This window comes from Pseudarthrobacter sp. RHLT1-30-1 (assembly GCF_059383415.1).
In genome coordinates, this window is record NZ_JBWZCG010000014.1 from 31,053 (window position 1) to 53,342 (window position 22,290).

Genomic DNA, 22,290 nt, shown 5'->3' on the forward strand with positions numbered 1-22,290 from the left:
AGGGAGCCTCAAATGACATGGCAAATCGAAGGCACGTACTTCGAAAACTGCAATTGCGATATGGTCTGCCCCTGTACGACCTCCGGCCAGACGTTGCCCGCGGACAATGACCGCTGCAACGTCGCGCTGGCCTTCCACGTCAGCCGCGGCGAGGTTAACGGCGTCGACGTCGGCGGCCTGAACGTCTGCGTGGTGGCCGACACGCCTGCGGTGATGAGCGAGGGCGGGTGGAGAGTCGGGGTCCTGATGGACGCGGCGGCTTCGCCGGAACAGGCGGACGCGCTTGGGAAGGTGTTTGGCGGGCAGCTGGGCGGGCCGATGGAGGGTCTGGCTCCGCTGATCGGGGAAATGCTGGGCATGGAGTCCCACGGATTCACCTACGCCGACGAGGGCCGCGGGCACAGTGTCCGGATTGGTGGGGCCGTCGAGATGGCGGTGGAGGACTTCGTCTCTCCGTTTGATGCCACCGGCGCCGGGGTGAAGGTCAGCGGAGTCGGTTTCCCCGCCGACACGCTGGCGGCCGGGCGCGCCGTCACGTCCACCGTGGGTGTTTTCGGGCTGGCCTGGGACAACGCCGGAAAGAATTCCTTCTCGGCGCCGTTCGCCTGGTCGGCCTGAATTGCCGGGGCAGGCCCACGTACGGATCCGCAGCCACGCTGCACTGCTGGTGCTGCTTGGGTGCGCGGTCATCGCGTGGTATTTTACCATCCTGGAGTTCGGGGATATGCCGCCGGGACCCGGGACGATGGGGTTCGGCCTCGCCGGGTTCCTCTCGGCCTGGACGCTGATGATGGCGGCCATGATGCTGCCATCCCTGGCGCCGCTGACCGCCGTCTACCTCCGGTCCATCCGTGCGACAAGGAGCGCCCTGGGCCGGGCGGCACGCACCGGTGCGCTGGTGATCGGGTACCTGTTGGCCTGGTCCGCGTTCGGCGCAATCGCGTTTGCAACGGCCGTGCTGGCCGCCGAGCTGGCCATGCGGGCGCCCGAAGCCGCCCCCTGGGTGGGCGCCGGGGTTGTGGCCGCCGCCGGCATCTACCAGCTGACCCCGCTCAAGGACTTCTGCCTGCGCCACTGCCGCTCGCCGGTGGCCTTCCTGCTCCATGTCGCAGGCTACAAAGGCCCGCTGCGTGACCTTCGCGTCGGCCTGTACCACGGCCTGTACTGCATCGGGTGCTGCTGGGGACTGATGGTGGTGCTGACGGCCGTGGGCGTGATGAATCTGGGGTGGATGGCGGTCATCGCGGCCGTCGTGCTGCTGGAAAAGACCTGGAGCCACGGGCGCGCGCTGAGCAGGCTCGTCGGGGCGGCGCTGATCATCTTCGCCTTCTTCGTTCCAGCAAATCCCGCTCTCCTGCCCGGGTTGTACATGTCGTCAGGGATGCAGGCGTCGGCTACTGGTCCGGCCGGAGCCGCTTTTGCAGGACAGGGACCGGCGGCCCAACGGCAGTCGACGTCGAACTTCCTGAACTTCACCTAATGCGGCTCGGAGCTTGCGGTTGGCCTTGAGATCCTGCCGATGATCCACCAGCGGCGGCTCAGTTGGCCAGTGAGCGCACTACTCGTGCAGGCAAGCCCACAACAATGGACTTTGCGGGCACGTCCTTCGTGACCACGGAGGCAGCCGCCACGACGGCATCATCACCAATAGTCACGCCCGGCAGAATGGTGGCGTTAGATCCGATCCATACGTTGCGGCCGATGACGACAGGGGCCGGGTGCATGTCCGCGCGGCGGCTCGGTGCCAGGTCGTGGTTGAGTGTGGCAATCACCGTGTTGTGCCCGATCAGACAGTCGTCCCCTACGACGACACCGCCGTGGTCCTGAAACTTGCAGCCGGAATTGATGAAAATCCGCTTCCCGAGGGTGATGTTCTTCCCGAAGTCGGAGTAGAAGGGCGGGAAAACCGTCACGGATTCGTCAACCGGCTTGCCGGTGAGCTGGGCCAACAGCTCCCGTATCCGCGCCGGTTCCTGATATCCGCTGTTGAGTTCGCCGGTAAGGCGCAGGGCATCCTGGCTGACCCGGCGCATGACCTCATGCACGGGCGAGTCCCCGGTGATGGTATCGCCGGCATTCAGTGCCTCAAGGAGATCGTCGAGTTCCATGGTGTCTTTTCTATCAAGCTCGGTCGGGGGCTTGGCACAAGACTGGGTCTTTAGTGCGAAGGCCTCCCGCGATAATCCTCTCCCCGCTGCTCCGCCCGCGGTCTTCATCGTGGCATGCGGGTGCCAATCTGTGTGACCAGGTACTGGGTGTCAGCGCACGAGACGAGCACTGGGGTATTTCCGCACTGGATGCGCACGGATGGGCCACCAACGAGGTATCCGGTGACTCCACCGGGAAGAATGCGCAAACCCATACCCTGAACAAATCCTGTGGCACGCCCGGCGGACACGGCGGATATGTCGCTATAGGGGATGGTGGTCGAGAAGAGGCCGGCCACGCGGATCGACAGGACGGTCTTATCCAGCCGAACTAGGGTGCTCATCATGGTGGCTGCGACGAAAACCGCCGCCAGGGGCACCGCCAGCCAGGGCCAAGAGCCACTAACCAGCAGGATCAAAACCGCTACAACGCCGACGGCGGCCAGCACAGCACGGTACCGCGGTGGCATATAAGTCCGGAACTTCACAGCATTCGAATCGTCCCCACCCATCAGGTGGCCGGCTCAATGAGTTCCGGGCCGTTGTTGCGCACGCTGTTGACCCGGTCGGTGACCACCCGGGGCGTCAGCACCGGTTCAGGGATGGCATCGAGCATCTTCTGCACCTTTTCCTTGTCCGTCGTGTCCGGGTCCAGCCACTGGGCATACATACTCGGCGGAATGATGACGGGAGCCCGGTCATGGACGTGGCCCAGGGAATCATGCGCCGTCGTCGTTAGAACGGTGCAGCTGAGCAGCCACCGGTGCGGGTCATCCTCGGGAAGGGACGGGTCCGGCCAGAACTCATACAACCCGGCAAAGGCCAGCACATCATCCTTTTCGGAATAGAGGTAATTCGGGATCTTCTTCCCGTCACCGGTCTTCTGCCACTCGTAATAACCCTCCGCCGGGACCAGAGCCCGGCGTTTGAAGGCGGCCCTGCGGAACGACGGCTTGTCTAGGATCGACTCGCTGCGGGCGTTGATCAGCCTCGCGCCGATCTTGATGTCCTTGGCCCAGGACGGAACCAGACCCCAGCGGGCGATCAGCAGCCGGCGGTCCCTTCCGTCGTCGTGCAGCCTCTCGGCGATGATAGGCACATCCTGGGTGGGGGCAACGTTCCAGCTGGGCGGCGGCGGGCTGCCCTCGACTTCCTTGGCTTCGAAGTGGCTGAGGAGATCCCCGGTGGCCTTCGACATCACGTATCTGCCGCACATGAATTCATTGTGCCCCAAGGCGCATTCAACGCGGGCCAACCCGGGTGCTGCAAGACACGCCGTACCGCGGCTGGACGATGCGCGGATCATTTATTACAGTCTTGCTGTATCGAATACAGGCAAACGGACACGACGTCCGGGAAGGGGGCGCACATCACCGCTGACCAACACCACCAACTCAATGTTTCATCCGCGAAAGCCCCTCCGTCGAGGGGCTTTCCTGTTTGAGTAGCCAGGTGGGGGTACTGCTTGAGTAGCCGGGTGGGGGTACTGCGCGCTGCCGGCCCTCGGATATGGGTGGAGGACGCAGGAGTGGCATTCCTGCCGCCCCGATTCCCTCATCGGCCCTATCCCGCGCCCTGATGTCGTCGAATCTGAGGGAGTCAGACCGCGACGTCAGGCGGGAGCGCATCAGTGAGTGCGCACTCGAGCAACATCAGGTCGATCGGGTCAAGCATGTCAACAACCCCGTAGATGAAGGCTTCCAGCTCAAAGGGCCCGGCGTTACCGCCGGCGCTAAAATAAAAGAGCCAAATCCTCTCGAAGGACAGCTCGCTCGTTGCGAGGAGGTCTCGGGCCCTGGACCGGGCGTCCATATCCCAATGCTGGAACTGCTTCAGCCGACTTGCAAGACATTGTTGGTACACCCGCGTAATCCCTCCCCCACCGGAGCTGCCTGCACCCTTCAGGTTCAAATGTCCGCTGCTCCAACGACTGCGACTACAGCATCGCTGTCCCTCCGAGTTTTTTGCATCGTTATCTGACAAAACACCGCCCGGCACAGTCAGAGGCAACGCGGCCCGCAATCGATTGTGCCCCCTCCCCGGCATCTCAAATACGATCCCCTGACGAGGCGCCGGCCGGGGTCAGGCGAGCAGAGGGCACCAAGTAGCACCCGCCGTCGTACGCGGTTCGCTGACATCCTTCGGCGTGCGCCGACGCTCGACGACGATGCCCGCCTCGACGAGTGGATGCGGCTCCACCTCGGAACCGCCATCCACCTCTGCGGCAGCGCGAAGTTTGGACCCGCCGAGGATCCTTCGAGTGTGGTGGACCAGTACGGCCGCGTGCATGGAGTCCAGGGGCTTCGCGTGGCGGACACGTCGATCCTGCCGACGACCCCGACCCGCGGTCCGGCCGCGACAGCGGTCCTCATCGGGGAACTCATCGCGGGTTTCATCCGCCGTGGCGACTAGGCGCGTGCTCGAGCCCGACAGCGTACCTGGTCGAGCGCCGCATTGATGGGGCATCCGCTACGCGGTTCCGAGTGCACCGCGGCTTGATTCTTTCATCGTTGGTCTTGAGCCGTTGGGTTCGATCACCCTAAAGTGAGGCGAACGACCAGCACTTCAGGAGATGACATGTCCCTCGTCCGCGTGCATAACTTCTCGGTCTCGCTCGACGGCTTCGGCACCGGTGAGGGCCAGCAACTCGATGCCCCGTTCGGTCACGCAGGCTCACGGCTCGTGGAGTGGGCCATCGAGACGCGCACCTTCCGCGAGATGGGCATCCCCGGGGAGTCCGAGGGATCCTTCGGCGTCGACGAGGCGTTCGCCAGCAAGTGGGGGCCCGGGATCGGCGTGGAGATCATGGGGCGCAACAAGTTCGGCCCTCAACGCGGTCCCTGGGAGGACGAGGAATGGAAGGGATGGTGGGGCGATAACCCTGTCTTCCACACCCCTGTCGTTGTTCTGACACACCATCCCCGGCCGGTACTCGAGATGGAAGGCGGAACAACCTTCCATTTCGTTGACGCCGACCCCGTCTCCGCGCTCAAGCAGGCACGCGCCCTGGCCGGCGACCTCGACGTCCGGATCGGTGGCGGCGTCAGCACGGTTCGACAGTTCCTCGAGGCTGACCTGATCGACCACATGCACATCGTCCTCGTGCCGATCGTCCTGGGCAGGGGCGAACGGCTCTGGGATGGACTCGAAGGACTCGAACAACGCTTTGAAATCGAAGCGACCACTTCTCAATTCGGTGTTATCCATCTGATCTTCACTCGCCGCACGGCCCGGTAGGCCGGCTTGGAGGCTCGGACTCCGCGGGCGACCTCGAGATCCTGCCGCTGATTGGCCCCGTGGGGTAGGTGCGTCAATTCGCTGAAGTCGTGGTCGCTTCCGTCACATCGTCGTGACCCGGATGCCGGGAGCGGGTCTCTCGGCGGCGGAATTTCTACGCGGCGGCGAGCGCAACTTCCGTGGCGGACCCTTCGTAGTACCAACCGGCCCACGCGGTATGGACCAGCGCCGTCGAGCGAACCTCCGGCGCTTGCGATGTGGTGTGATCTACGAGGTCGTTGTGGCTGGCTGCTGTCATGATGTGTCCTTCAAAAGGGGGCCCGGACCGACTTCCCCCAAGGAAGACGGCTCGGGCAGCTGGGGCGGGTGAGATGCATTTGAGGAGCAGTCCGACGTGGTCGCTGCTCGTGACGTCTGCGGCGGTCCAGCCGCCGAGGCGTAATCCGCCGGGCACGGTCCGTGTTCGGCTGCTGTCCTAAACAGGCCGCCTTCGGTGTGTCCGGCATCACATGTGGTGCTGCTTCAACGGTAGGGCCGGCATTGCGCGATGGGAAATACCCATTTCGGGTTCATTGAAAGCTTCTGCATATCAGTGCAGGCAGCTGCGCCCATCGGAAGGCTGTTCACCGGCCGGCGCAGCACCGACGGCGCCACCTATGGTCACCATCCGTCGCAGATGGCCGCTATGAGCCTCCCATAGCGGCCATCTGCGATGAACCGGTGACCGGGCGGGTGGAAGCAACCGCCCATAGCGGCCATCTGCGACGAACCGGTGACCGGGCGGGTGGAAGCAACCGGCCATAGCGGCCATTTGGGGCGAATCGGTGCAGTCCTAAGGGTGGATTCAAGCCGGCCGGCGGGACTTCCACTCATCGGCGAGCAGGGCGTAGACGACTTCCGTGGCCCACTGACCCTTGTAGTGCCACTTGTCGACCTGGGTGGATTCCAGCCGCATGCCGAGGCGTTCGCACAGCGCCGCGGAGGCCGTATTGAGGGCATCGAGCTTGGCGTCGATCCGGTGGAAGTGGAGTTCCTCGAATCCGAGCTTCAATAGGGCCGCGGCCGCCTCCGTCGCGATGCCCTTTCCGCGGGCCTCCGGGGCGAGGCTCCAGCCGATCTCGGCCTGCCCGCAGCCCGGAAGCCACTTCAGCACGACCTCGCCGAGCAGTCCGGGCGAGTCTGCGGCCTCGATGGCCAGGCAGATCCAGTCGCCCTCTTTCTCGAAGACAAAGTTGGCGTACTTGCCCACGGACTCCATCGACTTGGTGTAGCCCTTCGCCTCCCCGGGCAGGAACCGGGCGGTCTCGGGCACCGAATGGTATGCGTAGAAGGCCTCGAGGTCGGAAGCCTCGAAGCGCCGCAACACCAGCCGTTCGGTGCGGATCGGCAGGGTCAGTTCCGTCATGGACCCCACGCTACCTGTCGATCCATGGCCCGCGCTCATCCCCGGTGCTGCCGCGCGCGTTAGGTAAGGCGCTCTCCGGTGATGCGGGCCAACTCGTTCAGCAGTTCGTCCTGCAGCCCGTGGTCGTAAGTGGCACGGTGCGCTGTCGCCCGGCGCTGATGGTGCCAATAGCCGCCGCTCGTGCGCGCCTCGGCGTCGTCGCTGGTGGCGAGCCATTCCTGGGTGACGTGGCCGAGACGCAGATCGTCCGGGGCGGCGCGGCCGCCCATCCTCGTCGGCACCCAGCCGGGATCGACGGCGTTGCTGAGGACGTCCGGCCATAACCGGGCGACGGCGAAGGCGAGGGCGGTGACATAGAGCTTGCTGTCGGAGTAGGACACGCTGGGCGCCGCACCGCTCCGGCTCAAGCCGGCGCGGTCGGTGCGGCCGCCGCGGTGCATGCCGCTGCTGAGGTAGATCAGCCGGCTCGGTCGGTGGATGAGGGCGGTGAGAAGGTAGGGGGCGGCGACGTTGACCTGAAAGATGTCCGCGCCGGAGAATACGCCCGCGTTGTGGACCACAGCGTCCATGGGACCGGCCCGGTTCACCTGGTCGGCGACGTCGCGCGTTTGCCCGGGGTCCGACAGGTCACCGACCACGCTGAGCGCGCCGCGGTCCAGGAGATCCTGCACGGCGGCCAGGCGGCCGGCGCTGCGCGCGTGCACGACGACACGATGACCGCCGTCGAGCAGGGACCCTGCGGTAGCCCGTCCGAGTCCCTCGGTGGAGCCGGTGATGAAGATTCGCGCCATCAGTCCTCCCGATCTACAGCGACTGCCGCGTCTTGCTGCCGCTCCTGAAGCATTCGCTCATGCCCCATTACAGGACGATACCCAGTAAAACCCACCATGCTTACTGGTGAGGCTCCGGTGGCTGGCGCCCGTCCGCCGGACCGCCCGATCCGAGGAGTGCTGATGTCCCTGAGCCAGGGAACACCCGTGGAATGGAACACGCCGCAGGGCCCCACCCGCGGCAGGATCAACGAGGTGCCGCTATCCCCCGATGCGGGAGTCACTGGCTGCCTCCGTCCTGCGGGATGAGCGGGCTGGCAGTCCGCACGGCGGAGACGACGTCGAGGACCCCCCGCGCGGTCGCGGCCGCGTCCTCTTGGTCGGTGACAAATGACGCATGGGTGGCCCCGTCAACGACGCGGTGCAGGCTGTTGGTTGAGAGCGAGGCAAGGGCTTCCTGCGAGGCGTCCCAGCCGGGCTGGCTTCCACTGCCTGCGGTCAGAACGACCAGCGGCTTGTCGGCGAAGTTTCTCAGGGCGGCAGCCTGCTGCGCGGAGGAACCCGCCTGAATGTACTCGTTGACCGTGCTTCGGAGGTGGCTTGGTGTCACACCGAGCAACCGGCCGACGCCCAGTCGCGCTGCGCTCGAGACCAGTGCGGTGACACGGCTGATCGAGTCGTCAGAGTCGGTGCGAATGGGGTGTTCTGATTCCGGGTCTGATGCTGGTGCAGTCGAGTCCACCAGGACCAATCCGGCCACATCATCGGGGTAGCGGTCAGCGAAAGTCAGTGCGTAGAGACCCCCGAATGAATGGCCGGCCAGCACATACGGTCCCGGAACGTTCCCGCGCTGCAGCAATGCGTGGAGATCTGTCGCTATCTGGGCCCCGTCCTGCGCGGTCCCCGCCGGTTCGCTCCACCCACGTCCAGCGCGGTCGTAGACGCAAACCCGCGTGTCCCGGGCAACAAGCGGTGCGATCAATGCCAGATCGGACGACATTAGGCCGGCGCCGGGTTCGATCAAGACAGTAGGACTGCCTGATCCGGTGCAGTTCAGGTACAGGCGGTGTCCGCCGACGTCGATCAGCTGGCCCTGCTCCGGAGATGCCCCTGCATCCACCGCTTCGCGCACCGTTTCGTAGCCGCTGCCCAGCGAAGCCAGACCCAGCATCGCGATCACCGGGTAGAGCAGCACGCGCCCGCTCCGGCTTCGAAGCTGCCGATGCGCCCTGGCCACCATCCAAACCACTAACACCAGCAAGGCCGGAGGCCATACCCACGTGAGCGTCTCGTGCATTGGGGAACCGAACGCCACCAGCAGGAATCCGACCAGGCCCAGGAAAAGCGCTGGAGCCACGGCCCATCTCTGTGGTTGATCCGTGAACCGCACCGACAACACCGCCACCATGGCCCACCCCGAGGCAAGCCCCAACAGGATGGCGCCGGTCACGCCGCTTTCGGTTGCCGGAATGAACGGCGCGGCGGCCAGCAGTAGTGCAGCGAGGACCCCGGTAAGCAAAGAGCCTGCCACTGCCCAACCCAGGTGTCCCTTCGGCGAAGGACCAGCGCCGGGCGGACGGTCCCGGCCCTTGGATGTGGGGCCCGTGGGAGTGGTAGCCGTCAATTCCTGCACCGCCGGAAAGTTTGTCATGCGCCCATGCTGTCAGTCACCGGCAGCGGAAATGCGGGGCAAAATGCCCTGTATGGAAAGGATCCTGCCCATCCGGTGCCTGGGTGGCTACAGTGGGCCCTATGCACCGAGTCGTCGCCTTGGCACTGCCGGAAGTGGTCGCTTTTGACCTTGCCATTCCTGCGCAGGTTTTCGGTCACGAAGATGAACGGGGACGGTACTCCTTTCGGGTCTGCGCAGCCCAACCTGGCCTGGTGCCGACAACCTCCGGGTATTCCATCCAGGCCCGGGATGGTTTGGACGCCCTCCTGTCCGCGGATACAGTCGTGGTGCCCGGCTACGCACCGCTCAACGATCCGCCCGCGGAAGTCTGTGAGGCTCTGCGTCAGGCAGCGGCCAACGGAGCCCGCGTGGTGTCGGTGTGCACCGGCGCCTTCGCTCTCGCTGCGGCAGGTCTCTTGGACGGCAAGCGGGCAACCACCCACTGGAAGAACGCCGAACGCCTTCAAACCCTGTACCCGGCCGTCACCGTCGACGCAGACGTCCTGTACATAGACCAAGGCAGCGTCAGCACCAGCGCCGGGGTCGCGGCAGGCATAGACCTATGCCTGCACCTGGTCCGCAAGGACTATGGAACGGAGGCGGCCAACAGCATCGCACGAAGGATGGTCGTGGCCCCGCACCGGGAAGGAGGCCAGGTCCAGTTCATGGACCGTGCAGTCGCCGCACCAATGGCCCTCTTCGCCGACACCTGCGCCTGGGCCAGGCAGAACCTGGCTGAACCGCTCACAATGAACGAGCTGGCCGCCCATGCCGGGTGGGCACCTAGGAGCTTCGCACGGAAATTTACGGCCGAAGCGGGGATGACACCTTTAAGGTGGCTGAACGATCAACGCATAGCCGAAGCATGCCGGCTCCTGGAAACCACTGACCTTACGGTGCAGGCGGTTGCCTCAAGGACGGGACTGGGAACGACAGCAAATTTCCGGCTCCACTTCACCCGGAAATTCAACACCACACCCTCAAGCTACCGCCGCCTCTACCAAGGCCGGAACCGGCAAGCTGCGCCAGCCTAGACCGTCCCGGCGTGGCCGGCTCTTCAATCGGAATGAACGCATATCTCCTGCTCGACGCCGATCTGAAGTTGGAGGGCGCCGGTCCTGGCCCGTCCGGTGCCGGCCATTCTCGCTGGCCCCGCAGGGGAATGAAGATCGGTTGCTCCGCAAGTGCCCTTCTGAGCCGCGAAAAGGGCCGCTACGGAGCAGCCGATGGGTGGGTGACGACGGCGGCGGTGGCCTCGGCGATCGCCCGCTCCTCGTCGGTGGGGACCACGAGCACCGGGATGGCCGAGGAGGGAGTGGAGATCACACGGGGTTCCTTGGACCGCTCCCGGTTCAGGCCGGCGTCGAGCTGCACGCCCAGTGCGCCGAGCCGGTCCGCGACCAGGGTGCGGAACTGGTGCGAGTTCTCGCCGATCCCGGCGGTGAAGACGAGGGCCTTCGCCCCGCCGACGGCGACGTGGTAGCCGCCGATGTACTTCGCGAGCCGGTAGGACGCGACGGCGAGCGCCATGGCTGCCTTGGCGTCGCCGGCGTCCGCGGCCTCCACCACGGAGCGCATGTCGTTGTTGCCAGCCAGGCCCTTGAGCCCTGACTCGCGGTTCAGCATGGAGTCCAGGTCTTCCGGGGACCAGCCGGCCCGGCCGAGGAAGACCAGGATGGACGGGTCCAGGTCGCCGGAGCGGGTGCCCATTACGAGGCCCTCGAGCGGGGTGAAGCCCATTGAGGTGTCCACGGACTGGCCGCCGCGGATCGCCGTGACCGAGGCCCCGTTGCCGAGGTGGGCGATGACGGCGTCGAACTCGTCCACCGGGACATCCAGCAGCGCCGCGGCCCGGTGCGCGACGTATTCGTGCGAGGTGCCGTGGAAGCCGTAGCGGCGGATTCCGTGGTTTGTGTACAGCGCGTCCGGCACCGCGTAGCGCCAGGCGTGCTCGGGCAGGGTGCGGTGGAAGGCTGTGTCGAACACGGCGACCTGCGGCATGTCCGGCCACTTTTTGGCGATGGCGCGGATGCCGAGGACGTTGGCCGGGTTGTGCAGCGGCGCCAGCGGGTTGAGCCGCTCGATGGCGCGCGTGATCTCGTTGTCGATCAGCACCGGCTCGCCGAAGCGCTCGCCGCCGTGCACCACGCGGTGGCCCACAGCATCCAGCGTCCGGTCCCCCAGCGCCGTGTGGATCTCCGCGTCCACCTGCTCCAGTGCCTCGGCGTGGTCCTGCGGGCCTTCGATCTGGCCGTCGCCCCCGCCGCCGTTGCCCATCCCGATCTTCTCGACCAGCCCTTCGGCGAGCACACTGCCGGCCTCGACGTCGCGGACCTGGAACTTCAGTGAGGACGAACCTGAGTTGATAACGAGGACGAGCACTGGGCCTCCTAAGCCTTGGCTGATGCTGTGTTGGTGGCGCTTGGCGCGAGGCCGCAGCCGGCCGGGCGCTCCACAGGACCCACTATAGGTCCGGACCCGGACGGGGGCTGGCGAACCGGCTGCTGTGGACATTTGGTCCGGCGGGATTAAACTGAGCCATGCCCGTGACCGGACGAGTGGTCTCCGCCGTGGTGCTGCTCGTCATTGGGGCAGGACTGGCGGTGCTGGCTGTGCTGGTCCACTACGGTTTCATGAGAATTTACGGCGATGTCAGCGGTACCGCGTTCGAGGGGCTCATTTGGGGGTTGACGGCAGGTCCCTCCGGATTGGCGTTGGGTCTGGTCGCGGTCTTTGCCGGGATCGGCTTGATGCTCTCGACACGTCGGTGGATGCGGCTGACGGCCGTGGCGATCCCGGTCCTCATGCTGATCGGGATGTTCGCGGTCACCCCCGCGGCACTTGGGGCCCGGATGGAGGCGCAGTTCAATTCGACTCCACAATGCGTGATCGGGGGCTCGGATGAGCCCATGGCCACTGCAGATCGCGAGTCCCAGCGGGCGTTCGATTCCATCGAGCACATCGGCCATTTCAGTGGTGGCGGCATGAGTGGTGTCGGCGGCTGTTCCCGCGGATTTGTGCTCTCAGGAGACGTCGATGTGTTGCAGCACTATCGTGCAGCGCTGCAAGCGGCGGGCTGGAAAGTGGTCGAGGATGACGGGCGCCACCTGCGGGCCCAGCATGACGGCATGGCATTCGCTGTGATGCCCTGCCCTGGAGGTGGTGTGGTCTGGGCCGGAAGAGACGAAGACTCCTCATTCGGACAGGGAAGGCCTGAGCTGGCGGGCACTGAAATTTGTCCCCACGACCTCTGAAGACGACCAGGGCGAAGTTCGCTCTCAGCCGGACCGCTTCCTCACTTCGTCGAGTACTTTCCTGCCACGCCAGCGGAGCGGTGCGGGAGCCGCGGCGGGGCCGTTGCGCACAGCTGCGGCGACCGCTTAGAGTCGGCGGACCTATTGGACAACGCACGGAGGGATTTCCATGACTGATCAGCCAATCCAGCAAGAGGCCAACGAGCCGGAGGGCACCGACTCAACCAGCGGGTCCGGCAAGCCGGATCCCACCGGAGTCGAGGGCGCGAACCCGGCGCTGGACGACACCGGGAAGCTCAAGTCCGCCGAGACCGGAGAAGCGCCCGAGGCCCCCGAGAATCTCGAAGACCTGGACCTCACGCCGTCGGGCCTGTCCGATGAGCCCGCCAAGCAGGAAGATCCGGACAGCCCCGCGAAGCCTGAAAACAGCTGACCGGATCCCGCGCTGGCGCTCTGGCTAGGCGCGGGCAGCCGCAGCCTGCTCCGCAGGTGCCGACGACGCGGCGGCTGCCCGCCCGGCGTCGGGCTCCGTGGACTGGGCCTGGATCGCGGTGATGGCCACCGTGTTCACGATGTCCTCCACGGTGCAGCCGCGGGAGAGGTCGTTGACCGGTTTGCGCAGGCCCTGCAGCACGGGTCCGACGGCGACCGCGCCGGAGGACTGCTGGACCGCTTTGTAGGTGTTGTTGCCGGTGTTGAGGTCCGGAAAGATGAAGACGGTCGCCTGCCCCGCTACGGACGAGCCGGGCATCTTCGACTCGGCGATGGCGGCGTCGACGGCGGCGTCGTACTGGATCGGGCCTTCCACGGCGAGGTCCGGGCGGCGGGCGCGGACCAGCTCGGTGGCCTGGCGGACCGCGTCCACGGCCTCGCCGGCGCCCGAGCCGCCGGTGGAGTAGGAGAGCATGGCCACCCGCGGCTCCACGCCGAACTGTTCCGCGGTTTCGGCCGAGGCCAGCGCGATGTCCGCGAGCTGCTCCACGTTGGGCTCCGGGTTCACGGCGCAGTCGCCGTAGACCAGCACCCGGTCCGGCATCAGCATCAGGAACACGGACGAGACGATCTTGACGCCGTCGCGCGTTTTCACGAACTCCAGCGCCGGCCGGATGGTGTGCGCCGTGGTGTGCGCTGCGCCGGAGACCATTCCGTCCACGACGCCGAGCTGGACCATCATGGTGCCGAAGTAGCTCCCGTCCAGCATGACCTCGAGGGCCTTGGCCAGGTCAACGCCCTTGTGCGCCCGGAGCTCGGCGTATTTCTCCGCGAAGCCCTGGCGCAGCTCCGACGTGGCCGGATCGATGATGCTGATGCCGGTCAGGTCGATGCCCTGGGTCGAGGCGAGCTCACGGACATCGGATTCGCGGCCCAGCAGGGTCAGGTCGCAGACGTCGCGGCGGCGCAGGATCTCCGCGGCCCGCAGGATGCGCACGTCCGTGCCCTCCGGCAGCACGATGTGGCGGCGGTCGGTGCGGGCGCGCTCGATCAGGTCATGCAGGAAGCGTAGCGGCGTCATCCGCTCCAGCCGCGGCAGGTGCAGCCGCTCCAGCAGCTCCGTTTCGTCCACCCGGCGGGCCCACAGCCCCAGGGCCGAGGCCACCTTGCGGCGGTGCCCGGACCAGATCTCGCTGCGCACCTCGGAGACGCGCTTGGCGGTGACGTAGGTGTCGTCGGGGGCGGCGAAAATCGGGAACGGGGCCTGCGCCAGCAGCGAATAGATGGTCGGGTCCGGGGCCAGGCCGCCGGTGAGGATCAGCGCGGACGGCACCGGGAACTCCGGCGAGAACGAGGACGCCAGGCAGGCGACGAGCACGTCGGCGCGGTCACCGGGCACGATCACCAGCGCGCCGTCGTCGAGCACGTGCAGGAAGTTGGCCACGGACATAGCCGCGACCTTCACCGAACGCACGTCGCGCTCCAGGTCGGCGAGGCCGGCCACCTGGCCCATCCCCATCGCGGCGGCCACCTCGCCGGTGGTGGGCCGGGCGATCTCCTCCAGCTCGGGCAGCACATACACGGGACGGCCGGAGGCGCCCGGGCGGACCGCGGCGGCGATGGCCTCGAGGTCCTCCGGATCGGCGCGGTTGACCATGATGGCCAGCAGCGTGCAGCGCTCGGCGACGAGTTCCTTGCGGGCGACCTCGACGGCGTCGACCGCCTCCGCGACGGTGCGGCCCTTCGCCCCGACGACGGCGACGACGGCGGCGGCGAGGTTGTTGGCCAGCCGGGCGTTGAGGTCGAACTCGACGGCGGCATCCTGGCCGGTCAGGTCGGTGCCCTCCACGATCACGACGTCACAGTGCCGGGACATCTCCGCGAAGATCTCCACGCAGCGCGCATCGATCTCCTCGCGCTTGCCCTCGGCGAGCAGGCTGCGGACCTCGGGGAAGGTCAGCCCGCCGCGGCAGCGTTCGTCGTCGAGGTTGAACCGGGACTTCATCAGCGCCACCATCGGGTCCGAGGCGGCGTCGTGGCCGTTGACCACCGGCTTGAAGAACCCGATCCGGTCCGCGTGCCGGTGCAGAGTGTCCGCGAGTCCGAGGGCTATGAGTGACTTCCCCGAGCCCGGGGTGGTCGCGCTGACGTAGATTCCTTTGGCCATGGTTCGCCCTTAGGTTGTGCCGTGGTGATGCTCGTTCCCTCCATACTTTCACCTGTAGCGGGGGTTTCTCCATGCGGCACCCGGAGGCCGCCCGCGGGACTTTGGCCCCTTACCCATCCGGCCCCCGCCAGCCAGTCTGAAGGGCAGGCGCTGACGCCACCGACCGCGACCGTGTTCGATTCCGATCCGGACGGCCGGCAGCGAAAGTGCATCGGATGGCCAGGGCAGGGGATCTCGTGGAAACGCTTCATGTTGAACTGCAGGATATTGGCGGCACCGCCTGGTGGGCCCGCATCCTCTCCACCCTCTCGTCCCAATTCGGCAGCACGCAGTTCCGGTTCGTTGGCCGGGTGGCCGATGAGGTCCGCTACACCAGCTCCACTTTCGTGTCCCCGACGCCGGCCTCGCCAATGCCGCCGGAGGAACAATGGGCCCCGGGCATGACCCGTTGCCTGGAAGAGCTCGTCAGCGACGTCCGGCACGACGGATGGACCCAGACCGGCAGCGGAAGCGAACCCTGGGCGCTGACCTTCGAACGGAACTGAACCGGAGGACCTCGCGGCATCCTGCGGCCGGCGCGTCGGCGGCAGCCGGGCGCCGGCGTCGCTACGGCGCGCACCGCGCACCGCGCGTCGGCGCGCACGGCAGCGGCGTCGGCGTGGGTGTCGCTACGGCGCGCACCGCGCGTCGGCGTCGCGCCAGTATTAGCACCGGGGTCGGCGACATTCTGCCCGCCCGGGGTGCCGCTCCCACCAGCCCTGCCAGCCCCGAACTGTGTCTTCAACGCGTGCCCGGAGGTCGCCCGCTCTTGACAGAAGGCGCCATAATGGGATTACCTAATGAACATTCGGTAAATAAAGCTGGAGGCAATGACGCATGGCTGGATCGACGGTTTCCGGTGACATTCACCCCATCCTCAAAGACGACTACGCGTCTGAGTGGATGGGCATCGAGGTAGTGGCGCTGGACGACGGACATGCCACCATCCGCATGACGCTCCGGCAGGAAATGCTGAACGGATTCGGCATGGCCCACGGCGGGATGATCTTCGCCTTCGGCGACACAGCCTTCGCGCTGGCCTGCAACCAGAGCACCCCGAGCCCGGCTGACGAGGGCAACATCACCGTCGCCTCCGGCGTCGACATCAACTTCCTCAAGCCCGCCTTCCGCGGCCAGGTCCTGACCGCCGTCGCCAACCGCCGCGCCAGCACCGGACGCAGCGGCCTCTACGACATCCAGATCTACGCCGCCGATCCCGGCGTGGGCTCCCCGGAGTCCTCCGCCGGCCCGGCCCCCGCCACGGTCCCGGGCGAACTCCCCACCGATATCCTCCCGGGCGAACTCGTCGCCGAGTTCCGCGGCCGCAGCCGCACCATCTCCAAGAAATAGAAACAGGGAACCCCAGATGACCCAAGAAACCGTCGCCAGCACCAGTGATGCCGTCCTGGACCGCGAAGAAACCATTTCCCGCGACGAGCTTGAGACGTTGCAGCTCAGCCGCCTGCAGCACACCGTGGCCTACGCCTACGACCGTGTAGCCCTGTACAAGCGCAAGTTCGATGAGGCCGGCGTCCACCCCACCGACCTCCGCGAGCTCTCCGACCTGGGCAAGTTCCCGTTCACCACCAAAGAGGACCTCCGCCTGGAGTACCCCTTCGGTATGTTCGCCGTGCCGCAGCGCGAGGTGGCCCGCATCCACGCCAGCTCCGGCACCACCGGCCGCGCCACCGTCGTCGGCTACACCAAGAAGGACCTCGCCGACTGGGCCAAGCTCGTGGCACGCTCACTGCGCGCCGCCGGCGTCCGCCCGGGCATGAAGGTCCACAACGCCTACGGCTACGGCCTGTTCACCGGCGGCATGGGCGCCCACGCCGGCGCCGAGGCCCTCGGCTGCACGGTCATCCCGATCTCGGGCGGCCAGACTGAACGCCAGATCACGCTGATCCAGGACTTCAAGCCAGACGCGATCCTGGCCACCCCGACCTACCTGCTGACCATTGCCGACGCGATGATGAAGCAGGGCATCGACCCGGCGTCGACCTCGCTCAAGTACGCCGTGCTGGGTGCCGAGCCGTGGACCGAGGAAATGCGCCACGAGCTCGAAGTAATGATGAACATCAAGGCCTGCGACATCTACGGGCTCTCCGAGGTCATGGGGCCCGGCGTCGCCGGAGAGGCCGTGGAAACGCAGGACGGCAGCCACATCTGGGAGGACCACTTCCGCCCCGAAATCATCGATGCCTTCGACTCCTCCGTGGTCCTGGGCGACGGCGAACCCGGCGAGCTGGTCTTCACCTCACTGACCAAGGAAGCGCTGCCGATCATCCGGTACCGCACCAAGGACCTCACCCGCCTGCTGCCCGGCACCGCCCGACCCGCGCACCGCCGCATGGGCCGCATCACCGGCCGCAGCGACGACATGATCATCCTGCGCGGCGTGAACCTGTTCCCGTCGCAGATCGAGGAGATCGCGCTGCGGATCCCCGAGCTGAGCCCGCACTTCCAGCTCGAGCTCACCCGGCCCGAGGGCCAGCGGATGGACCAGCTGACCGTGAAGATCGAACGCCGCGAGTCCGTCACCGCCGAGGGGGTTGCCTCGGCCGCCAAGGTCCTGCAGCAGCAGATCAAGATCCACGTCGGGTCCTCCTGCGCTGTCGACGTCGTCGAGCCCGGCTCCCTGGAGCGGTCCAACGGCAAGCTCCGCCGGATCTACGACATGCGCCCCAAGGCCTGACCACCTCGTGTCCAGCCCGCCGGGCCGGCCCACCCGGGCCGCCGGCGGGCTGGCTGATCATCTGATCGTGAGAAACTAGCGACTATGCCCACAACAGCCACCAGCACCAAACGCGGCCGTCCCGGCTATGACCAGCAGTCGGTGCTGCTGATCGCCGTCGACGTCTTCAACCGCCACGGCTACGACGCCACGTCGATGGGCATCCTCGCCGAAAACCTGGGCATCTCAAAGTCGGCGATCTACCACCACGTGCCGTCCAAGGGTGACCTGCTGAAGCTGGCCCTGAACCACGCACTGGGCGGCCTCGAGGGGATCCTGGAACAGCCGCAGGCCCAGACCGGCACCGCCGAGGCCCGGCTGGAATTCGTGCTTCGCGAGACCATCTCGGTGCTGGTGGAGCGGCTGCCGTTCGTCACCCTGCTGCTGCGGCTGCGCGGCAACACCGAGATCGAGCGCGACGCGATGGAACGCCGGCGCACGTTCGACCACAAGGTCGCGGCCCTGATTTCCGCTGCCCGGGACGAGGGCTCGCTCCGGCAGGACATCGACCCGCGCACCGTCACCCGGCTGCTCTTCGGCACGATCAACTCCATCGTCGAGTGGTACAAACCCGGCGGCCCCCTCTCCCCCGAGAAACTGGCCGACGACGTCATCACCATGGTCTTCCGCGGCCTGCACGTCCCGCGCTAAGGCGTTTTTTTCCAGGCCGCGGGGCGGCTGCGTTGGGCTCGCGCGTCGGGCCCAATCGCGTCTCCGGTGCGCCGCGCAGAATCCCATTGACGGCACCCGGCACCCGGGCCACGCTGGGAGGATGGCCACGAAATTATCCCAGGTGATAATGGGCACAATCCCCCTGCTGCGCTATGAACCCACCCCCAAGAGGGTCCGAGCGAGCCTCGGCCGGGACCCCGTCGTCGACACACTGCAGGCCTGCCTGGTGTGGGAACCGCGGCGGGTCACACCCGTCTTTGCCGTGCCGGAGCAGGATCTTCAGGCCTACCTCACCGCGCCGGACCGGCCGGCGGCTTCGGTCGCGGAACATCCGTTCGCGATCCGCGCGGGCGGGGCCCCGACGATGCTCGATCCCACCACCGCGTTTGGCAAGCACACCATCGCCGGCGAGGAGCTCGACGTCATGACGGCATCGGCGACGGCTTCCCACGCCGCCTTCCGGCCCGAGGACCCGGATCTGGCCGGCTATGTCGTGCTGGATTTCGACCTCTTCACCTGGCTGGAGGACGATGAGGAGATCATCGGCCACCCCCGCGACCCGTTCCACCGCGTGGACATCCGTGCGTCGTCCCAGGACGTGGAGGTGGCGCTCGACGGCGTGACGCTGGCCCGCACCAACGGCGCGCAGCTGCTTTACGAGACGCTGCTGCCGGTGCGCTACTACATCCCGCCCGCGGACGTCCGGCTGGACCTGCTGGAGGAGAGCCCTAAGCGGACCGTGTGCCCGTACAAGGGCCAGGCCGGCTACTGGACCCACCCGGGCTCCGTGAAGGGCCGGAACGTCGCATGGAGCTACGACCGGCGGTTCCTCGACGCCGCGCAGATCCACGGCCTGATCAGCTTCTTCAACGAGCGCGTCGACCTGACGGTGGCAGGCGTTCTGCAGCCCAAACCGGTGACTCCATGGTCGCGCCCCGGTCCGGAGGCGGCCTGACGGTTGCAGGGGTCTCGTTCCCTCGGCCTCCAGCCGCGGCGTCCCAGCGGTCCGGGGGTCCGGCGGTCCGGCGGTCCGGCGGTCCGGCGGTCCGGCGGTCCGGCGGTCCGGCGGTCCGGGGGCACTTTGACGGCCACGGGAGGGGTTTCGCAGCCACCTCGTTGCGATCCGGGGGCACTTTGACGCCCTTGGGGGTCCATTCGCCGCCGAATACCGGCGTGTCCGTGTCAATGTGCCCCTGCCCCGCCTGACGGCAATGAAATTGAGGTCGGGTCCTCGGCCATGTTGAAGGAAAACGGCGAGGCGCTTCCGAATGCGACATCTGTGCAGACACAACTGAACCCGACAGGAGCGCTCCGGCGCATAAAAGGTGCAGATGCTAGTGGACGACGGTGCCGGTGGTAAGGACAACGGTTCCGGTGCTTTGAGTTCGTCCGCTAATGTCGATCTGCAGCCGGCTGCGCTGCAGGGGCGCCTCCAGTGCGCTGGAGAGCTCCGGCAGGGTGGATGTTTGAATGCGGTGGATGAGGTCCTGGACGTCGGCCCTGTCGTTGACCGTCACCTTCAAGGTCAGGTCGGGGGCGTTGGCCGTTCCTCGCAGCAGGGCCGCGGAAGTGACGACACCGGGCAGGGTGTCGATCTGCCTCTCGACGGCAGCGGCCAGGACGGAAGGGTCGCAGAGGGTGAATCCCTGGCTACCGTCGTAATGGAGGCGGTAGGCGCCTGCTGTGTTTTTCCTCGGGATCTGGGCGATGATCCACAGCAGCCCAAGGACCCCGATGATGACTCCGATGATCAGTAAGATGGCTGCCACCCACGGCGGCGCGAAGACCGCGTGCAGATCACCGGTGACGACGGATGTTCCTGCGGGGGCGGTGTTTAGAAGAGGATGCAGGGTCCCGCTGGCCTGCAGGAGCAGTGCGGTGCCGGCGGCCAGGACAAGGATGCCGAGAATCGTCAACCAGATCCGGTTCAGGGTTCCTGCGGTCTGTCTCATCGGAAGCCATCCTTCAATTAGTCGCAGTGGGCGGGTGCGCGAAAGTCTTAGTCACCGGACCGGACCGTGGCGGTAACCTGCGGAACCGGCGAGAGTCCAGTCTCTTCCAAACGGACCCGGACAGCGTCGGTGATCCTGGTGCGCAGGTCGCCGGGCTCGTGCAGGGAAGTCGTCACTTTCACGTGTACGCGCCGGGTGGTGGCTGTCGCAGAGGCAGAGCCGACGCCGTCGATCTGCAGGCATCGGGCTTTGGCCAGGCGGGCGACGGCACGGCGGGTCATCACTGTTTCCTGCTCCCGCACCGGTGGCGCCCCATCTCCGGCGCCGGTCCCGGAATCATCGATGGTGAGGGCGCTGAACCCTCCGGGAACGATGGCGCACAGTAACAGGATCACCCCAGCGACGACGGCGGCTATCGCCAGTTGCCAGGCGGCAGGGTCGTTCCATGCCATCGCGGTGAGCCAGTCGCGGGGTCCCTGCAGCAGGGTGGGCCACGAGCCGTTGACCAAGCGGGTGAGGCTCAGCCAGACCAGGGCGACACCGGCGGCGAGGAGCACTATTCCGACGATGAGTGCCGGGACGGCGCGGCTGGGCCGGTGCCGCAGGCGCGTGGACCGTTGGTCGTACCGGCTCATAGCAGCTTCCTTCGTCCGTTGGTGTCCGCGCCAGTGGTGAGCCAGGAGATCCTGATGTCGACCTGCCGGACGTCAACTCCAGTCAGCTCTGTCACCCGGGCAGCGATCCGGTTGCGCAGTTCCTCGGTCGCCTGGCGTAACGGCACCGGATACAGCATCCCGACTTCGACTCTTAGGGTCGCGATGTTCCCGGTGAGTTCCACGGACGCCTTGGGCCGGGCGGAGAGATCAGCACGGCTTCCGATGCCCAGAAACCCGCCGGAGGAACCGCCGGCGGATGATTCGTCGCTGGCGACCTGGCCGACGATTTTCTCAATCACCCTGGCCGCCACGACGGTCTGCCCCCGCGTGCCCGTCTCGCCCAAGTCCTCGCCGGCGGCCCCAGCCAAGGGCAGAGGCAGCGCGTGGGCTCCTCGCGGGTTCATCGGCTCGATGCTCTACCGAACAGGGCCTGCATATCGAGTTTTCCTTCCGCGACCCGACCGACCACCAGACCGATGAATCCGAGGATTACCGCTGTCAGCAGCGCCAGCCAGCCGCCGAAGCCCAAGACAATTCCCAGTACCAGCCCTATCGTCAGGCACCACCGTGTTGTAGACATAGCCATCCTTTTCCTCATCGTCCCGTTCCCCTTCTCGGGGATATTTCGACGGGTGGTTACTGCAGTTGAGTCTTCTGGACCTGCTGGTCGTCGTGTTCCTCTTCGGGCAGGTGGACATCGGTGACATTGACGTTCACTTCCAGCACTTCCAGCCCAGTGGCGCGTTCAACAGACTGAATGATGTTGCGGCGGATGGCCTGGCTGACCTCCACCACGGAGAACCCGTACTCGACGACGATGGAAACATCGATGGCTGTCTGACGTTCGCCCTTTTCCACACTGACACCGCCGCTGACATTGGTCTGGGAACCGGGAATGCGTTCGGCCAGGGCGCTGAACGCGCGCCGGCCGGCACTGCCCATGGCGTACACGCCGGGAACCTCACGGGTGGCCATGCCGGCCAGCTTCTGCACCACGGTTTCCTCGATCGTGGTGGCACCGCGATCAGTGTGCAGTGCGTCCCTCGCCTTCGATTTTTCCAGATCCCTGCTGTGCTTCTGCTCCTCGGAGGTCGTCATGACGCCGCTGGAAGCTCCGGGGGTCCTGGGTGTCTCTGTCATGGAAAACATCTCC

Annotated in this window: 27 protein-coding genes; 12 read left to right on the forward strand and 15 right to left on the reverse strand. The window is 66.5% G+C overall.

The annotated features are described in order from the left end of the window. Window positions 1-12: 12 nt before the first annotated feature. Together AC50YM_RS11640 and AC50YM_RS11645 are read left to right on the forward strand one after the other, a co-directional pair. The gene (locus AC50YM_RS11640; RefSeq protein ID WP_494957107.1) at window positions 13-618 is read left to right on the forward strand and encodes a DUF1326 domain-containing protein; all 606 of its coding nucleotides are present in this window, start codon (window positions 13-15) and stop codon (window positions 616-618) included. Between the two features lie 106 nt (window positions 619-724). Beyond that, window positions 725-1,480, forward strand: a complete 756-nt coding sequence (locus tag AC50YM_RS11645; RefSeq protein ID WP_494957108.1) for a DUF2182 domain-containing protein — start codon at window positions 725-727, stop codon at window positions 1,478-1,480. Between the two features lie 58 nt (window positions 1,481-1,538). Here the strand turns inward: AC50YM_RS11645 and AC50YM_RS11650 are convergent, their stop codons facing one another. The 4 genes from AC50YM_RS11650 to AC50YM_RS11665 all read right to left on the reverse strand — a co-directional run bounded on the left by AC50YM_RS11650 (window position 1,539) and on the right by AC50YM_RS11665 (window position 3,959). Further along, window positions 1,539-2,108, reverse strand: a complete 570-nt coding sequence (locus AC50YM_RS11650; RefSeq protein ID WP_494957109.1) for a DapH/DapD/GlmU-related protein — start codon at window positions 2,106-2,108, stop codon at window positions 1,539-1,541. A 104-nt stretch (window positions 2,109-2,212) separates the two neighbouring features. Further along, window positions 2,213-2,596: a hypothetical protein gene (locus AC50YM_RS11655; protein WP_494957110.1), complete on the reverse strand. Its 384-nt coding sequence runs from the start codon at window positions 2,594-2,596 to the stop codon at window positions 2,213-2,215. Between the two features lie 62 nt (window positions 2,597-2,658). Beyond that, on the reverse strand, window positions 2,659-3,345 hold the full coding sequence (locus AC50YM_RS11660; protein WP_494957184.1) for an SOS response-associated peptidase: 687 nt from the start codon (window positions 3,343-3,345) through the stop codon (window positions 2,659-2,661). Window positions 3,346-3,746: 401 nt separating this feature from the next. Next, entirely contained in the window at window positions 3,747-3,959 is a 213-nt protein-coding gene (locus tag AC50YM_RS11665) for a hypothetical protein (RefSeq protein ID WP_494957111.1), read from the reverse strand. A 216-nt stretch (window positions 3,960-4,175) separates the two neighbouring features. Between AC50YM_RS11665 and AC50YM_RS11670 the strand changes: the two genes are divergently transcribed. Next, the gene (locus AC50YM_RS11670; RefSeq protein WP_494957112.1) at window positions 4,176-4,559 is read left to right on the forward strand and encodes a GMC family oxidoreductase; all 384 of its coding nucleotides are present in this window, start codon (window positions 4,176-4,178) and stop codon (window positions 4,557-4,559) included. Between the two features lie 165 nt (window positions 4,560-4,724). After that, window positions 4,725-5,384, forward strand: a complete 660-nt coding sequence (locus AC50YM_RS11675) for a dihydrofolate reductase family protein (RefSeq protein ID WP_494957113.1) — start codon at window positions 4,725-4,727, stop codon at window positions 5,382-5,384. Between the two features lie 154 nt (window positions 5,385-5,538). On the opposite strand, the gene AC50YM_RS11680 is transcribed toward AC50YM_RS11675, so the two are convergent. The 4 genes from AC50YM_RS11680 to AC50YM_RS11695 form a co-directional block, all read right to left on the reverse strand. Further along, window positions 5,539-5,682 (reverse strand): hypothetical protein, encoded by a 144-nt coding sequence (locus AC50YM_RS11680; protein ID WP_494957114.1) that lies wholly within the window; start codon window positions 5,680-5,682, stop codon window positions 5,539-5,541. A gap of 546 nt (window positions 5,683-6,228) precedes the next feature. After that, window positions 6,229-6,789, reverse strand: a complete 561-nt coding sequence (locus AC50YM_RS11685; protein WP_494957115.1) for a GNAT family N-acetyltransferase — start codon at window positions 6,787-6,789, stop codon at window positions 6,229-6,231. Between the two features lie 59 nt (window positions 6,790-6,848). Next, on the reverse strand, window positions 6,849-7,580 hold the full coding sequence (locus AC50YM_RS11690) for an SDR family NAD(P)-dependent oxidoreductase (protein ID WP_494957116.1): 732 nt from the start codon (window positions 7,578-7,580) through the stop codon (window positions 6,849-6,851). 259 nt (window positions 7,581-7,839) lie between these two features. Then, window positions 7,840-9,210 (reverse strand): alpha/beta fold hydrolase, encoded by a 1,371-nt coding sequence (locus AC50YM_RS11695; protein ID WP_494957117.1) that lies wholly within the window; start codon window positions 9,208-9,210, stop codon window positions 7,840-7,842. Window positions 9,211-9,311: 101 nt separating this feature from the next. Between AC50YM_RS11695 and AC50YM_RS11700 the strand changes: the two genes are divergently transcribed. Then, window positions 9,312-10,265 (forward strand): GlxA family transcriptional regulator, encoded by a 954-nt coding sequence (locus AC50YM_RS11700; RefSeq protein WP_494957118.1) that lies wholly within the window; start codon window positions 9,312-9,314, stop codon window positions 10,263-10,265. Between the two features lie 178 nt (window positions 10,266-10,443). On the opposite strand, the gene AC50YM_RS11705 is transcribed toward AC50YM_RS11700, so the two are convergent. Continuing rightward, window positions 10,444-11,613 (reverse strand): acetate kinase, encoded by a 1,170-nt coding sequence (locus AC50YM_RS11705; protein WP_494957119.1) that lies wholly within the window; start codon window positions 11,611-11,613, stop codon window positions 10,444-10,446. Window positions 11,614-11,771: 158 nt separating this feature from the next. Here AC50YM_RS11705 and AC50YM_RS11710 point away from each other — a divergent pair, with 158 nt between their 5' ends. Beyond that, window positions 11,772-12,485 (forward strand): hypothetical protein, encoded by a 714-nt coding sequence (locus tag AC50YM_RS11710; protein WP_494957120.1) that lies wholly within the window; start codon window positions 11,772-11,774, stop codon window positions 12,483-12,485. Between the two features lie 169 nt (window positions 12,486-12,654). Continuing rightward, window positions 12,655-12,918, forward strand: a complete 264-nt coding sequence (locus AC50YM_RS11715; RefSeq protein WP_494957121.1) for a hypothetical protein — start codon at window positions 12,655-12,657, stop codon at window positions 12,916-12,918. A 24-nt stretch (window positions 12,919-12,942) separates the two neighbouring features. On the opposite strand, the gene pta is transcribed toward AC50YM_RS11715, so the two are convergent. Beyond that, entirely contained in the window at window positions 12,943-15,084 is a 2,142-nt protein-coding gene (gene pta, locus AC50YM_RS11720) for a phosphate acetyltransferase (RefSeq protein WP_494957122.1), read from the reverse strand. Between the two features lie 215 nt (window positions 15,085-15,299). Here pta and AC50YM_RS11725 point away from each other — a divergent pair, with 215 nt between their 5' ends. From AC50YM_RS11725 to AC50YM_RS11745, 5 genes are all read left to right on the forward strand, one after another. Next, entirely contained in the window at window positions 15,300-15,629 is a 330-nt protein-coding gene (locus AC50YM_RS11725) for a hypothetical protein (protein WP_494957123.1), read from the forward strand. A gap of 331 nt (window positions 15,630-15,960) precedes the next feature. After that, window positions 15,961-16,473, forward strand: coding sequence for a hotdog fold thioesterase (locus AC50YM_RS11730; RefSeq protein ID WP_494957124.1), 513 nt, complete (start codon window positions 15,961-15,963; stop codon window positions 16,471-16,473). 16 nt (window positions 16,474-16,489) lie between these two features. Next, the gene (gene paaK / locus AC50YM_RS11735) at window positions 16,490-17,818 is read left to right on the forward strand and encodes a phenylacetate--CoA ligase PaaK (RefSeq protein ID WP_494957125.1); all 1,329 of its coding nucleotides are present in this window, start codon (window positions 16,490-16,492) and stop codon (window positions 17,816-17,818) included. Window positions 17,819-17,902: 84 nt separating this feature from the next. Further along, a complete protein-coding gene (locus AC50YM_RS11740; protein ID WP_494957126.1) occupies window positions 17,903-18,508 on the forward strand; it encodes a TetR/AcrR family transcriptional regulator in 606 nt (201 codons plus the stop codon). 148 nt (window positions 18,509-18,656) lie between these two features. After that, window positions 18,657-19,484 carry a DUF427 domain-containing protein gene (locus AC50YM_RS11745; protein WP_494957127.1) on the forward strand — a complete coding sequence of 276 codons (828 nt, stop codon included), beginning with the start codon at window positions 18,657-18,659 and terminating at the stop codon, window positions 19,482-19,484. 379 nt (window positions 19,485-19,863) lie between these two features. Here the strand turns inward: AC50YM_RS11745 and AC50YM_RS11750 are convergent, their stop codons facing one another. Genes AC50YM_RS11750 through AC50YM_RS11770 form a run of 5 tightly spaced genes read right to left on the reverse strand, consistent with a single transcriptional unit; the run spans window position 19,864 to window position 22,277 of the window. Continuing rightward, window positions 19,864-20,481, reverse strand: coding sequence for a hypothetical protein (locus tag AC50YM_RS11750; RefSeq protein WP_494957128.1), 618 nt, complete (start codon window positions 20,479-20,481; stop codon window positions 19,864-19,866). Between the two features lie 47 nt (window positions 20,482-20,528). Further along, entirely contained in the window at window positions 20,529-21,116 is a 588-nt protein-coding gene (locus AC50YM_RS11755; protein WP_494957129.1) for a DUF6286 domain-containing protein, read from the reverse strand. Continuing rightward, complete coding sequence (locus AC50YM_RS11760; protein WP_494957130.1) at window positions 21,113-21,541, reverse strand: Asp23/Gls24 family envelope stress response protein; 429 nt, start codon at window positions 21,539-21,541, stop codon at window positions 21,113-21,115. Before AC50YM_RS11760 ends, AC50YM_RS11755 begins: the two co-directional genes overlap by 4 nt. Next, on the reverse strand, window positions 21,538-21,717 hold the full coding sequence (locus AC50YM_RS11765; RefSeq protein WP_494957131.1) for a hypothetical protein: 180 nt from the start codon (window positions 21,715-21,717) through the stop codon (window positions 21,538-21,540). The genes AC50YM_RS11760 and AC50YM_RS11765 overlap by 4 nt, the downstream gene beginning before the upstream one ends. A 56-nt stretch (window positions 21,718-21,773) precedes the next feature. Further along, on the reverse strand, window positions 21,774-22,277 hold the full coding sequence (locus AC50YM_RS11770; RefSeq protein WP_494957132.1) for an Asp23/Gls24 family envelope stress response protein: 504 nt from the start codon (window positions 22,275-22,277) through the stop codon (window positions 21,774-21,776). Between the last annotated feature and the right edge of the window lie 13 nt (window positions 22,278-22,290).

Excerpts from the sequence above, each read along its gene's own strand:
- AC50YM_RS11710 (WP_494957120.1), top strand. The coding sequence starts at position 11,772 with ATGCCCGTGACCGGACGAGTGGTCTCCGCCGTGGTGCTGCTCGTCATT.
- AC50YM_RS11645 (WP_494957108.1), top strand. The coding sequence starts at position 725 with ATGCCGCCGGGACCCGGGACGATGGGGTTCGGCCTCGCCGGGTTCCTC.
- AC50YM_RS11730 (WP_494957124.1), top strand. The coding sequence starts at position 15,961 with ATGGCTGGATCGACGGTTTCCGGTGACATTCACCCCATCCTCAAAGAC.
- AC50YM_RS11740 (WP_494957126.1), top strand. The coding sequence starts at position 17,903 with ATGCCCACAACAGCCACCAGCACCAAACGCGGCCGTCCCGGCTATGAC.
- AC50YM_RS11660 (WP_494957184.1), bottom strand. The coding sequence starts at position 3,345 with ATGTCGAAGGCCACCGGGGATCTCCTCAGCCACTTCGAAGCCAAGGAA.
- AC50YM_RS11770 (WP_494957132.1), bottom strand. The coding sequence starts at position 22,277 with ATGACAGAGACACCCAGGACCCCCGGAGCTTCCAGCGGCGTCATGACG.
- AC50YM_RS11715 (WP_494957121.1), top strand. The coding sequence starts at position 12,655 with ATGACTGATCAGCCAATCCAGCAAGAGGCCAACGAGCCGGAGGGCACC.
- AC50YM_RS11765 (WP_494957131.1), bottom strand. The coding sequence starts at position 21,717 with ATGTCTACAACACGGTGGTGCCTGACGATAGGGCTGGTACTGGGAATT.
- AC50YM_RS11640 (WP_494957107.1), top strand. The coding sequence starts at position 13 with ATGACATGGCAAATCGAAGGCACGTACTTCGAAAACTGCAATTGCGAT.
- pta (WP_494957122.1), bottom strand. The coding sequence starts at position 15,084 with ATGGCCAAAGGAATCTACGTCAGCGCGACCACCCCGGGCTCGGGGAAG.
- AC50YM_RS11700 (WP_494957118.1), top strand. The coding sequence starts at position 9,312 with ATGCACCGAGTCGTCGCCTTGGCACTGCCGGAAGTGGTCGCTTTTGAC.
- AC50YM_RS11675 (WP_494957113.1), top strand. The coding sequence starts at position 4,725 with ATGTCCCTCGTCCGCGTGCATAACTTCTCGGTCTCGCTCGACGGCTTC.
- AC50YM_RS11680 (WP_494957114.1), bottom strand. The coding sequence starts at position 5,682 with ATGACAGCAGCCAGCCACAACGACCTCGTAGATCACACCACATCGCAA.
- AC50YM_RS11695 (WP_494957117.1), bottom strand. The coding sequence starts at position 9,210 with ATGACAAACTTTCCGGCGGTGCAGGAATTGACGGCTACCACTCCCACG.
- AC50YM_RS11725 (WP_494957123.1), top strand. The coding sequence starts at position 15,300 with ATGGCCAGGGCAGGGGATCTCGTGGAAACGCTTCATGTTGAACTGCAG.
- AC50YM_RS11760 (WP_494957130.1), bottom strand. The coding sequence starts at position 21,541 with ATGAACCCGCGAGGAGCCCACGCGCTGCCTCTGCCCTTGGCTGGGGCC.
- paaK (WP_494957125.1), top strand. The coding sequence starts at position 16,490 with ATGACCCAAGAAACCGTCGCCAGCACCAGTGATGCCGTCCTGGACCGC.
- AC50YM_RS11650 (WP_494957109.1), bottom strand. The coding sequence starts at position 2,108 with ATGGAACTCGACGATCTCCTTGAGGCACTGAATGCCGGCGATACCATC.
- AC50YM_RS11690 (WP_494957116.1), bottom strand. The coding sequence starts at position 7,580 with ATGGCGCGAATCTTCATCACCGGCTCCACCGAGGGACTCGGACGGGCT.
- AC50YM_RS11665 (WP_494957111.1), bottom strand. The coding sequence starts at position 3,959 with ATGGACGCCCGGTCCAGGGCCCGAGACCTCCTCGCAACGAGCGAGCTG.
- AC50YM_RS11755 (WP_494957129.1), bottom strand. The coding sequence starts at position 21,116 with ATGAGCCGGTACGACCAACGGTCCACGCGCCTGCGGCACCGGCCCAGC.
- AC50YM_RS11745 (WP_494957127.1), top strand. The coding sequence starts at position 18,657 with ATGGGCACAATCCCCCTGCTGCGCTATGAACCCACCCCCAAGAGGGTC.
- AC50YM_RS11750 (WP_494957128.1), bottom strand. The coding sequence starts at position 20,481 with ATGAGACAGACCGCAGGAACCCTGAACCGGATCTGGTTGACGATTCTC.
- AC50YM_RS11685 (WP_494957115.1), bottom strand. The coding sequence starts at position 6,789 with ATGACGGAACTGACCCTGCCGATCCGCACCGAACGGCTGGTGTTGCGG.